Source organism: Butyricimonas sp. Marseille-P3923 (genome assembly GCF_900184685.1).
In the GTDB taxonomy this organism is placed as follows: Bacteria; Bacteroidota; Bacteroidia; order Bacteroidales; family Marinifilaceae; genus Butyricimonas; species Butyricimonas muris.
The window spans coordinates 1,459,454-1,472,640 of sequence record NZ_FXXL01000007.1; the positions used below are offsets into that span (position 1 = coordinate 1,459,454).

Below are 13,187 nucleotides of genomic sequence, written 5' to 3' on the forward strand. Positions count from 1 at the left end.
CCTCTATCTTTGCATCCGCATTTGGAGAGGTGGCAGAGTGGTCGATTGCGGCGGTCTTGAAAACCGTTGTACTGCGAGGTACCGGGGGTTCGAATCCCTCCCTCTCCGCCAAAGCAAGTCACTGAAAGAGAGTTAGTACACGAGAACTGACTCTCTTTTTGCATTTAAAGGGATTCGAACCGAAACACTGGCTTCCACGCAATTCCTCCTTTTTCGTAAGTTTCAATAATCGGAACCAATCTGCTTTGTTTTACTTTACAACACGAAATTAGAATCTATTGATGTTCGTTTTTACTATTCCGAACTCTTTTTCTAATCTATTGCGTTTTTAGTTTCACTTATTCCACGCCACTATCAACATTAGAAACAATAATAATTCTTTATTCTCTCAAGTTTAAGGATATTTACATTCCCAGAACACGACTTAAAAATACAAAAAGATCAAGTCTAGAAATGGATGGGGCTTTTATTTTTACACAGAAAGGGATGTGTCGTACCTGCAGTCCGAGCATCATGGGATATAATTTTAGGGAGAATATATGCATATTAATAGAATAAAAAGTTACTTAAATCTACTGCTATTCGCGGTACTTTTATTACCGGCTTCTTGTATCGATGAAAAAATACACCACGAAACAAAAGAAGGTTATATAGAAATTTCCGGTATCAATTCCCGCAGTTACACGGGAAGTTACGCGGGTGACAAAGCTGACAACAAAGTCGAGACGCTCCGCATTCTTGCATTCAACAAAACGAGCCGTGCCTGTGAAAACAACGTACTGTACTACGGTTCCGCATTAGCCGAAAACACACTACGTCACCCGATCGAGCAAGGCGAATACGATTTCATCTTTCTGGCGAACGAACCCGCAGAGAACAGTATCAAAACAATACTCGACAATATCAGCGAATACGATGATCTGAAATCAATCGCATATCCCGCAACACATTTCACCTCCGAGCGTTCTATCCCCATGATCGCGGAAAACAACGGCGTGAAAATATTACCCGAGGGGAAAATTGAGGTAAACAACAACACAAATTCCGAATTAAAAATAGGACTTCGCCGACTGGCGGCACGCTTTGATGTCGTTCTGAAATCGACTATTGACTGGGGAACCACTAACACCGGGGAATTCAAGGGTATCACGTTATCGAATCTCCCGGACAGAGTGCCGCTTGTATACGGCTTACCCGGTGAGCCGCAACCAAACTCATATACATACGACGAACCGACTCTGCCTTATACCGGATCAAACATCACAAGGGACGTGATCCGCCAGTTCACACTAGCGGACAACGCCGGATATTTTGAAGTAGACCCGAGCCTATTGACAGTCGAAGATCAGGCAAAAGGCCTTGTATGGGCAGCCAAAATAAAGAGAATCATTCTCCCTTCCAGCTATTTCAGCGTGAAGACAGCCGAGGCAAACGCGATCATGTTCACGGTCAACCTGATTGACAAATACAGTCCCTCGTGCAAGTTGAAAATCCTATCCGACCCGGATTACAGACTACCCGCCAACGCAAGACTGGAACTGATCGGAACGATCAAGGAACCTTTAGAAATGAATATACAGCCTGCTCCATGGACCCGAGATGAAACCGGTTGGGAAATATCCGGTATCCGCAAACTGAACGTGTCGCAAACAGAAGTCAAGATGACCGACCAGAACGGCGTTCGAATCTCATTCTGGTCTAATATGCCGGCTGTCAAGGTACTCGGTACCGTGCAAAAGGAAGGAGAGATAAATGAGCGACCGACAAACGAAGTATTCAACTGCCTAACGGTAGATGCCAACAACACTTCTCCTTACCGTTTCCATTTCGACCCGACCACAGGTAGCGGGTACATGGACTTACTGATCGACGGTACCAACCGGATTTCCGGCACTCCTCACGACAGGACTGAAAACATGAGCGGTAAATACACGTTGACTTTATCGGCAGAAGATGAAAACGGCAAGAATCAATTACAAAGAACAATTACTGTCACAGTAAAACAAACGGGGCTACGATTTGTACACAACCCCACGGCAAACGCTCACGGATTATTTAACGGCGTGTTTTTCAGACACGACCAAAAAGGCGAACGCATCATTACCGGACAACACGCCGTAGACCGCCCGTGGTCTGTAACGGTACCCGATGATTTTCAAGATTGGCTCGTGGTAAGTGCCACGCCCAGTTTCGACCCGGGTGTCGGCACCGAATACCCCGGGGATGCCGAACACTATCAAGTGTTTCCCAACCCGTATAGGGCAGAGAAAGAGGGCAAGAAAATCGAAGGTATTAACGGGCGAATCTATTTCCGTATCGGCATCAAGGAGAGTTCCAATCACGTGCCGAGCAAGACTTCTGCTCCAAAATTCGGGTATGTCACTTTAACCTACTACCCGGGAGGCTGGCAAACCACCATGAGAATCTACGTTCGGCAAGGCGAAGCCCCGGCATACATATACAGCCCGAGCGATCCAATCCCGGATGTCGTTCATAACGGCTGGAACGGCAACACCGACATCACGGCACAAGTCCGGGCAGATATGCGCCTAACCTCAGCGAACACACGCCGGGGAGCGGTAAAATTCTCGCCTTATAACCTGACTACCCCCAAACTGGCAGGGTATACCGATCCCGACTACGAGAATGTTAATGCCAGAGGTGCCCAATTTGTCGACTTTCCTTCACAAGCGGGGGCATTCTTCCAGTGGGCGGTCGATTTACAAGGCAATACTGCAGGCATAAACTACACGGATTATTACCGGAGAGGCTTCAACCCGAGCAGGTCATCGCTAATCTCAGGTTTCCCGTGGGATTATCCCGAATTTCCCATCATGTGGGCAGGGGCTAGCGGTATACCTGCATATAAAAATACGTTTGAGATTTGCCCCACGGGCTATCGTCGTCCCACGGACGGGTACACGAATAAAGTATCATACAACGGATACTACGATTATTTGCCCGCCACGAATACACCTGCCATGAATCATTTGGAAGACGTGGAACAGTCCGAGTTAAGAGTTTCTTTATTTAACGTGCCCTTCGCGGGGAATGCAGCTTCAAGCGCGGACTACATTACCGTGTTCGACAACGTCGTGGGAACGAATACCGGTCCCGGCACGTATCCTTACGGGACAAGCGGCATCGCCCGCAAGCAGTTGAAGAATACAACCTTCACCTTTTACTCGGACGGATTCTTCGACAGGCGACCGATTAAGGAACCCTCGAACGGCAATTACGGCGTATCGATAGACAACAGCCATGCCGCTTATCAAGGGGTATTGTATTTCAACCCCACAACCTACGCATCCGTTTTCTTCCCTTCCGCCGGTCGTCTGAATAACACCAACGGAAAGCTGGAGGGTGCAGGTAGTACCGGTTATTACTGGTCAGCCAGCGTAAGCCCGCAATACACGAGAAACGAATTAATAACGGAAACCAATAACAGAACGGTTCGTTACGGGGGATGGTCATTCGAATCCGCGTATAATTCCATAAACTTCAGGGTCGCGTACCAAGGTTTTGCTCAAACGATACGCTGCGTGGAAGAAGTGATTATTAACGTGAGATAGAAGATTACAATTGAGTTACTCACCGTCTTCGGTTATCTTTCCAATCACGGAATAATTCAATCATAAATCGAGAAATCATAAATCCCAAATTAAGACAGTGACTTGATAAACAAACTGATCCCGTCGAATATCATCTGCAAACCGATCGTGGCAACAATCAGCCCGATAATACGAATTAAAGGATTCATGAAATTGTACTTGATCAGGAAATTCCCGATACGACGGGCCTGTAACATACAGAATAGGTTCACAGCCAGAGCGATTAATATGGAAATAATCGTGATCTCGCGACCGTACTGAACGGGAAAAGTCACTGCCGCCGTGATCGTCGCGGGTCCCGCGATCATAGGAATAGCAATAGGCACCGTGGTAAGGTCTGCCAGCTTGATATGCTCGTCCACTTTCAAAAAGAAACCTTTCAACAACCCGGACAAACCGTTATACATCAACACGGCACCGCAAGTGATTTGAAAAGAATACAACTCGACATGAAAAACATAACTGAACGTGAGCTCGCCAAGAAAAAGGAAAAACACCAGAATCAGCGCCGCCGTAATTGTTGACTTGATAGAAATATAGCGCAATTCCTTCAAACTAAATCTCTCTTGCAGAGAGGTTACGATCAACACTTTCTGTACCGGGTTCACCAACGCCAAAAGAGCCACGATACATCCTAATATCATTTTTACTGTCATGACCTGTGTATTTCAATTACATCGCGAAGATAGAGGATAAAAGATAAAAACTGAAAGATAAAAACTAAAAGTTAGTTTAGAGTTCACATTCTAAACTTTAAACTGGCAAGACTCTTTATAGTATTAATAAATTATATTACTTTTGAGCCTGTAAATTACATCATAATGAAAAGGCTGTTTTTACTAGATATACCTATATTTCTATTTTCTTTAGTATTCATTGTCAACGGGCTGCAAAAGACAATGACCGAGAGAGAGAGTATAGTGTACGTCCAAGAAGAACAGCTGTCTATCCCGGAAACCCAAGCGAATTTTCATTCTCATGACGGATTTTTCCATCACCTTCTGGCGGACGAGGGTATCACGATGCCTCACGGACGACGTTTCGGGTTGAACAAACCGCCAAAGACTAACGTGTATTTCCGAAACACGGTTAACGGTTTGAAAAACAAACCGCTCAAGTTAGCCATTGCGGAAAACACGAGGCATTTCATGCAATATCTTACTACCCGCCACAGTCAGGGATTTTATATTTATTCGCTAAAAGAGTTAATTTTATGACACAAAATATCCTTTACGGCGTACAAGGTGAATAAATATAGAATATTGTAAACTGAATTATATAATATGATCGATTGGCTTCAATCAATTCTCGATTGGTATATGTATAACGTGAACTACTGGAGTGTTCTCGTCTGTATGGCTATCGAGAGTACCATCATACCTTTTCCGTCAGAACTAATCGTGCCTCCGGCTGCGTGGAAAGCCGCAAACGGGGAACTCAACTTCGTGCTCGTTATCGTGTTCAGCACCATCGGGGCGGTTATCGGGGCATTGGCAAACTACGTGCTTGCCTGCACGCTGGGACGGAAATTCATTTACTCCTTCGCGGAATCACGCTGGGGAAAGGTATGCGGCATGACAAAAGAAAAAATAGAAAAATCCGAACAATACTTTTTGAAATACGGCAAAAGTTCTACGTTAATCGGGCGACTGACTCCCGGCGTGAGAAGCCTTATCTCGCTCCCGGCAGGGCTCGTGAGAATGCCGTTGAAAAGTTTTATATTATACACGGCAGTGGGAAGCGGCATTTGGAATCTGATTCTCGCCACCGCCGGATATTTTCTGTATTCCCGAAAAGAACTGCTGGAAATGTATTTCACGGAAATAACCATCGCGATGCTGGTCGTGGGATGCTGCTTTTTCGGGTATCTGGTTATAAAGAACATTCGTAAAAAAAACAAATTAAATACAAAATCATAACATGGAATCACGCAAACACTACACGGGACTCACGGACAAACAAGTCGAGGAAAGTCGTGAAAAACACGGTTCAAACGTGTTGACTCCCCCGAAAAGGGACTCCCTGTGGCAAGTATTTATCGGGAATTTCGAGGATCCCGTCATTCGTATATTAATGGTAGCCGTTTTCCTTTCCGGGGGAATAGCCATTGCCATGTATTTCTCGGAAGGCATTATCGAGATAGCCGAAACCATCGGTATTGCCGTCGCCATTCTGCTGGCAACAGGCGTAGCCACGTGGTTCGTCTGGGATGCCAACAAGAAATTCGACGTGCTGAATCAAGTGAACGACGACACATTGGTAAAGGTCATCCGTAACGGCAACGTGCACGAGGTGGCAAAAAAAGACATCGTGGTCGATGACATCGTGATACTGGAACAGGGAGAAGAGATCTCCGCCGACGGGGTATTGTTGGAAGCCCTCTCGTTGCAGGTCAACGAATCGAGCCTCACGGGAGAACCCGTTGCCAACAAGACGACGATCGAGAGCGAATTTAACATGGAGGCTACCTATCCCTCCAACCACGTGATGCGGGGAACCACCGTCGTGGACGGTCACGGGGTGATGCAAGTACTCGCCGTTGGCGACTCTACCGAGTTCGGACGAGTGGCTGAAAAATCATCCGAGAAAAGCGAAGAACCAACCCCACTGGACACGCAACTCGAATCACTCGCCAAATTCATCGGAGTGATCGGGTTCTGCGGTGCGGCCGTGATGTTCACGATACTGTTTATTAAAGGGTTGTTTTTCAACCCGACCTATCCCACTCCCGAACTGGGACAACTGGGATTGATCGGTGCGGTGATTATCGCTGCCGTTATCATGCTGGCAAAAGTCTGGGTACCCGTTGTTTACGACGTGTATTCTTTACAAGGCAAGGACAAACCGCTTCCGAAGAGTATTGCCGCGGGAGGTTGGGGACGCTGGATACTTTACGGTCTGGGAGCATTGATCGTGATGCTCGCTATCGGTCTGGCATTCGGAGTGAAACCGTGGGACCCGCACGCGTGGATTCCGCTGGGACTCGGAAAAAAGATTCTTTCCGCTTTCATGGCTTCCGTTACCCTAATCGTGGTGACCGTGCCGGAAGGATTGCCGATGAGCGTTACCCTCAGCCTCGCGTTGAGCATGCGCAAGATGTTGAAATCCCACAATCTTGTGCGGAAAATGCATGCTTGTGAAACCATGGGTGCAACGACCGTGATCTGCACGGATAAAACGGGTACGCTGACGCAAAACCAAATGACGGTGTACAAGACAAACTTCTACGGGTTGGATGGCGAACGTCTGTCTGATAACGAATACTCGAAACTACTGGCGGAAGGGATCGCCATGAACACGACGGCTTTTCTGGATTTCAGCGACCCGGGGAAGGTAAAAACACTGGGCAACCCTACCGAGGCGGCGTTGTTACTCTGGCTGAACAACCAAGGTATCAATTACGCAGAATTGCGGGAAAGTGTCACGGTAATTGAACAGTTGACATTCTCCACCGAACGGAAATACATGGCAACTCTCGTGCAATCATCTACTTTCGGGAAGAAAATCCTGTACGTGAAAGGTGCCTCGGAAATCCTTTTCGGGTATTGTAAAAACGTTATTGTCGGTGACAAAACAGCACCTATCGCCGAGCAACAACCCGCTATCGAAGAACAATTACTCGAATACCAAAATCAAGCGATGCGAACGCTCGGGTTCGCTTACCAGATCATTGAAGACGAAGATCCGCATTTTAAAGACGGACGATTGTATAACACGGAATTGACATTTCTCGGCATCGTTGCCATATCCGACCCCATTCGACCGGATGTGCCGGACGCCGTACAACGCTGCTTCGACGCCGGAATCCAAGTTAAGATGGTAACAGGGGACACCCCGGGTACCGCAAAGGAGATCGGGCGGCAAATCGGGTTATGGACAGAAAAAGATACAGACCAAAACCTGATTACCGGGGTTGAATTTGCCAAACTGACGGACGAGGAAGCCCTCGACCGGGTACTCGACATGAAGATCATGTCGCGGGCGCGACCATTGGACAAACAACGGTTGGTACAACTGTTACAACAAAAGAAACAAATCGTGGCAGTAACGGGTGACGGAACAAACGACGCTCCCGCGTTGAATCACGCTCACGTCGGACTATCCATGGGTAGCGGAACATCGGTAGCCAAGGAGGCCAGTGATATTACCCTGCTTGACGACTCGTTCAGCAGTATCACCTCCGCCGTGATGTGGGGACGTTCCGTGTACCAGAATATACAACGCTTCGTACTGTTCCAGTTGACGATCAACGTGGCTGCCTTGATTATCGTGCTATTGGGGTCGTTGTTCGGTTCCGAACTGCCGATCACGGTAACGCAAATGCTGTGGGTAAACTTAATCATGGATACATTCGCGGCAGGAGCACTCGCCTCTCTCCCACCCAGTCCGGACGTGATGAAACGGAAACCGAGGGACTCGAATGCCTTTATTATCGTACCGCGGATGCGCACACTTATCCTAACCACGGGTATCGCTTTCGTGGTGATCTTGATGAGCTTACTCTATATACTATCCCACTACGCGGGAGGAATAGACGCCGCCACACCGCAAGGCTTGGACAACCTGACGATTTTCTTTACCGTGTTCGTGATGTTGCAATTCTGGAATATGTTCAATGCCAAAACCTTCGGCACGAACGAATCCGCATTCAAGAACCTTTCCAAGAGCGAAGGATTCCTTACTGTCGGCTTGGCCATTATCGTGGGACAAATCCTCGTGGTGAACTTCGGGGGAAGTGTATTCAGAACAGTACCCCTCTCGTGGACGGAATGGATATGGATCACGGCTGCTACCTCGCTGGTGTTGTGGGTAGGTGAAATATTCCGGGCAATAAAGAGAAGAAAAGAAAAATAAGTCCGTAAGGTCCATAAGCTCACGGGTGTCCTTCGGACAGTGTTTATCGGCAGCATATAGTTGCTGTAGACAAAACGCCCCGCAGGGGGCCATGGACCTTATAGACCTTATGGACTTTACAGACTTTATAGACCCAAATTGATTAAATTATGAAAAGAAATAGCTCAAATTACTGGATATATCTGGGAATGATTAGTGTATTCGGGGTGTTGATCTACCTTGCCCTGTGTTCGGGCGAGCGTTTTGACCATCACTCGGGAACAGGTATAATGCCCACAAGTGCCGGGGCATTCGAACTGTTCACGAACATTATTTCCGATAATATGACAAATTCATTGACGATACTGTTATTACAGATCATCGTGATTTTGCTTACCGTCCGGGTGTTCTCTTATCTTTTCAAATATATCGGGCAACCGGGTGTGATGGGAGAAATCGTGGCGGGTATCGTCCTCGGTCCCTCTCTACTAGGATATTTCTTCCCGGAATTTTCCGCTAACCTGTTCCCTCCCGAATCTCTGGACAACCTCAACCTGCTTAGCCAAATCGGGCTAGTATTGTTTATGTTCGTTATCGGGTTGGAACTGGATTTCAGCGTATTGAAAAACAAGCTGAATGAAACACTCGTTATCAGTCACGCGGGGATAGTGGTACCTTTCTTCCTTGGTGTGGTGGCAGCAATCTGGGTATACGAGGATTATGCTTCGGGACAAACGGCGTTTCTGCCTTTCGCTCTCTTTATCGGGATATGCATGAGTATCACGGCATTTCCCGTGTTGGCACGCATCGTGCAGGAACGGAACATGACGAAAACATCCGTGGGGATGCTTTCTATCGCCTCGGCTGCCAATGACGACGTGACAGCGTGGTGCCTGCTGGCAATCGTTATAGCACTCGCCAAGGCGGGAACTTTTGTCAGTGCCCTGTACACGATCGGACTAACACTGATTTATATTGTTTTCATGTTTCTCGTGATGCGTCCCTTCCTGCGGAAAATCGGTGAAACTTACGCCTATTCGGAAGTGATAAACAAAACATTCGTGGGGTTTATATTCCTTATACTTGTCTTGTCATCGGCAATAACGGAAATCATCGGGATTCATGCCCTGTTCGGTGCGTTTATCGCCGGAGTGGTAATGCCCACGAATATAGGATTCCGCAAAGTGATGATGGAAAAAGTGGAAGATGTTTCACTCGTGTTCTTTCTTCCGTTGTTTTTTGCCTTCTCGGGTTTACACACCGAAATAGGTTTAATTAACACACCTGAATTGTGGGGCGTTTGCTTGCTGTTTATCGTGGTAGCCATCGCCGGAAAATTCGGGGGCTGCACCCTTGCCGCCCGCGCCGTCGGGGAGAATTGGAAAGACAGTCTTATCGTGGGAACATTGATGAATACACGGGGACTGATGCAACTTGTGGCACTGAATATCGGCTTCGAAATGGGTATTCTCACCTCGGAGATGTTCGTGGTACTACTGCTAATGTCGCTACTGACAACGTTCATGGCAACACCAATGCTTTCGCTTGTCGAACGGATATTCTCGAAACAAAAAGAAAGCAAGGGACACCGGGAGAAGGTGCTGCTCTCGTTCGGTAGACCGGAAACAGGAAAAACACTATTGAATATTGCCGATTTGATGTTGGGACATCGTTTGCAATCGAGCCTGATCACCGGGATACACTTCACGCTAGGTACCGACCTCAACCCTGCCAAGGCAGATGAATACGAGCAAGAAAGCTTTATCCCCTTACGGGAAGAAGCAGAACATTTGCAATTACACGTTCAAGAGCGTTACCAAGTGACAGACAGGCTTATCCCCGAAATGGTAAAAATAGCGCGACAGGAACAGGTAGACCACCTTTTCCTCGGCGCCGGACAACAGTTCATGATGGGAAATGACATTCCTGCCAGCACATTCGGCAAGAAATTTACCACGGTTTCCCGTTGGCTGAAACAACTCAAGAATCACCCGTTACATCTGCCGGGAACGTTGTTAAGGCAGAAACTGGAATCTATCATGGAACACGTGGATTGCTCCGTGGGCATCTTTGTCAACCGGGGTTTCACGCATGCATCTTACATCCTGCTACTCGTGGATAATGAAACTGACCTTTTCCTGTTCAATTACGCGCAAACCCGTCTGGGAGAACAAAGTATGACGATACGCATCTGCTTTACAGACGAACACCCGAACGAAACTGTGCTTGCCCGAGTCACGTCCGACTTCGTGCAACGCGATACCGCGAAGTTTATTCTGGATAAACCTCTGGTTACCAATCCTCTCACGGAGGACAAAGAAAGCCTGTTGGTTTTAAGTTACGCGACTTGTCAGAAACTGTCGAAAGACCAGAATCTGTTTGCTAAGTTACCCTCACTTCTAATCATACGGCCTCAAATAAATACGGAAAATACAAATAAATAGATATGGAATTTTTTATCATTATAGGACTTATTCTTTTAAACGGAGTGCTCGCCATGTCGGAGATAGCGATGGTGTCGGCACGTAAATCACGTCTTGAGACGGAAGCCAAAACAGGGAACAAATCCGCACGGCGGGCTTTGAAACTCGCCAACGAGCCGGAGCGTTTCCTGTCTACCGTCCAAATCGGGATCACCCTTATCGGTATCCTTACCGGTCTTTATTCGGGACAGGCTTTAGCCGGGGATCTCGCCGTATGGGTGGAGAAAATAGAGGCATTGCAACCTCACGCCCTGCTAATTTCTAAAACAATCATCGTGATCGTGGTGACTTACCTGACTCTAATCTTCGGGGAATTGGTTCCGAAACGTATCGGGATGGTTGCAGCCGAACGGATGGCCAAAATTATTGCCGCCCCGATGGACATACTCTCCCGTATAGCATCCCCGTTCGTGTGGCTGCTCTCGGCCAGCACCTCATTTATGATGCGGGTATTCGGTCTTAATAAAACAGGCAGCAATAAAATCACGGAAGAAGAGATCAAGGCTATCATACAGGAAAGTACCGCGGAAGGCGAGATTCAAGAAGTGGAACAGGACATCGTGGAACGTGTGTTCAATCTCGGCGACAGGGATATTGCCTCCATCATGACGCATCGCAGTGATCTGGTATGGCTTAATATCACTGACTCCAACGACCGGATTCGTGAAATAGTCAAAACAAACCTGCACACGATTTACCCTGTGTCGGATACCAAACTGGATAATATTGTAGGTGTCGTGTTCCTAAAAGACCTCTTCGGAAAGATCGACGCACCGGACTTTAATCTGAAAGCCCTCGTCCGTCCCCCGCAATATTTTCCGCAAAACCAAAGCGTGTACAACGCACTGGAACATTTGAAACAAGGACATCTCAAATACGGGCTGGTCACAGATGAATTCGGGAGCATCGAGGGTATCGTAACCTTGAAAGATATCGTGAAAGCCCTCATCGGCGACGTTCCCGAAATAGGTGAAGAACCGGATATCGTGCAACGGGATAACGGGACGTTCCTCGTGGACGGTCAATGTCCCTTCTATGATTTTCTAGCCTATTTCGACATGGAATTTCTATACACGAACCACTATTATAACACGTTGAGCGGTCTGATCCTAAAAATACTGGAACACATCCCTCGCACCGGGGAAAAACTGGTATGGTATAACTTCGAATTTGAAATCGTGGATATGGACGGGGCACGTATAGACAAGGTACTTGTCAAAATAAATAAAGAGTAAGGACTTATTAAAGTTCCTTACTCTCACACCATCAACACCTTGCAACATTATTTGGTCTTTATGGTATCTTGTGTATATCACTTATGATCCCCGCACTCGTGGTTACAAGCAATGCCCGAATCCAACAGAAAACCCTTGAGGTAGCCCTCTGCAACTTTCCGCACATCGCCCTTGCAGCCGCGAAGTACTTTTATTCCCTGCTCGCTTAATTTATTCAAAGCACCATCCCCCATACTTCCGGCAAGCATAACGGTAACACCTTTCTCCCGCAACACGGCTGCAATATCCGATTTACAACCGCATCCTTGCGGAGAAGGAAGCGTTTCAACACTTGTAATGTTTTTCATGTCGTCGACGGTAAACAAGGTATAATACTCACAATGCCCGAAGTGGTCGTCCACCGCGTTGTCTTTGGTTGGTACAGCAATTCTCATGATTAAATTCCTTTCTTTATAGTTTCTATTGAAAAATCACTCTTTATAGATAGAGGAACAAATGTACTGTTTTTTTTATTGAATAGTACCCCTAGGCAGAAATGAATATTTATTCATTACGAATAATGATAAACATCTTTTCAAGAAAACTCGCTAACCGAAACTATTACAAGGCTATTTTTCTCATTCCATACAACTTATTGTAATATTCATTATTATTTCTAACTTTGTAATGGAAAGAAAATTACCCACACAAGCATGACTAAAACACAGCTTAAAAGGGTAGAGTTAGAAGATGAAAAAAAGAGTGTTGGCATTTATAATTTTACTTTGAAAGGAAGGAGAAAAGTGAAAGTAAAATATATAACTTGATATTTATATGCAATACAAATAAATTTACATGTAGACACTATACTTATTGAAAAAGGATTTATTATACACGATATAAAAAGCTAAAACGGGCAATAATTAACAGGTTTAAAAACCTCTTAAGATTTATGCTTGAACAATGAAAAAAGAATGTTCGATGCACGGGGATAGGTATGTCAAAATTTTAACGGGAATTAAAGTCTGACATGAATCGAGGGGAAG

Annotated in this window: 8 protein-coding genes and 1 tRNA gene; 7 read left to right on the forward strand and 2 right to left on the reverse strand. The window is 46.4% G+C overall.

Annotation, left to right across the window (positions count from 1 at the left end):
• The first annotated feature begins 23 nt into the window (after positions 1-23).
• Positions 24-111 (forward strand) — tRNA-Ser (locus CS948_RS17525).
• Between the two features lie 428 nt (positions 112-539).
• On the forward strand, positions 540-3,572 hold the full coding sequence (locus CS948_RS17530; RefSeq protein WP_099293170.1) for a FimB/Mfa2 family fimbrial subunit: 3,033 nt from the start codon (positions 540-542) through the stop codon (positions 3,570-3,572).
• Between the two features lie 89 nt (positions 3,573-3,661).
• Here CS948_RS17530 and CS948_RS17535 read toward each other — a convergent pair whose 3' ends face one another.
• A complete protein-coding gene (locus tag CS948_RS17535; RefSeq protein ID WP_099293171.1) occupies positions 3,662-4,267 on the reverse strand; it encodes a MarC family protein in 606 nt (201 codons plus the stop codon).
• A 165-nt stretch (positions 4,268-4,432) separates the two neighbouring features.
• Here CS948_RS17535 and CS948_RS17540 point away from each other — a divergent pair, with 165 nt between their 5' ends.
• From CS948_RS17540 to CS948_RS17560, 5 genes are all read left to right on the forward strand, one after another.
• Positions 4,433-4,828, forward strand: a complete 396-nt coding sequence (locus CS948_RS17540; RefSeq protein WP_099293172.1) for a hypothetical protein — start codon at positions 4,433-4,435, stop codon at positions 4,826-4,828.
• A 66-nt stretch (positions 4,829-4,894) separates the two neighbouring features.
• Positions 4,895-5,530, forward strand: a complete 636-nt coding sequence (locus CS948_RS17545) for a DedA family protein (protein ID WP_099293173.1) — start codon at positions 4,895-4,897, stop codon at positions 5,528-5,530.
• 1 nt (position 5,531) lies between these two features.
• Positions 5,532-8,465, forward strand: coding sequence for a calcium-translocating P-type ATPase, PMCA-type (locus CS948_RS17550; RefSeq protein WP_099293174.1), 2,934 nt, complete (start codon positions 5,532-5,534; stop codon positions 8,463-8,465).
• 149 nt (positions 8,466-8,614) lie between these two features.
• Positions 8,615-10,888, forward strand: a complete 2,274-nt coding sequence (locus CS948_RS17555; protein WP_176555107.1) for a cation:proton antiporter — start codon at positions 8,615-8,617, stop codon at positions 10,886-10,888.
• Between the two features lie 2 nt (positions 10,889-10,890).
• Positions 10,891-12,162, forward strand: a complete 1,272-nt coding sequence (locus tag CS948_RS17560; protein WP_099293177.1) for a hemolysin family protein — start codon at positions 10,891-10,893, stop codon at positions 12,160-12,162.
• A 77-nt stretch (positions 12,163-12,239) separates the two neighbouring features.
• Here the strand turns inward: CS948_RS17560 and CS948_RS17565 are convergent, their stop codons facing one another.
• Positions 12,240-12,596, reverse strand: coding sequence for a NifB/NifX family molybdenum-iron cluster-binding protein (locus CS948_RS17565; protein ID WP_099293179.1), 357 nt, complete (start codon positions 12,594-12,596; stop codon positions 12,240-12,242).
• Positions 12,597-13,187: the final 591 nt, after the last annotated feature.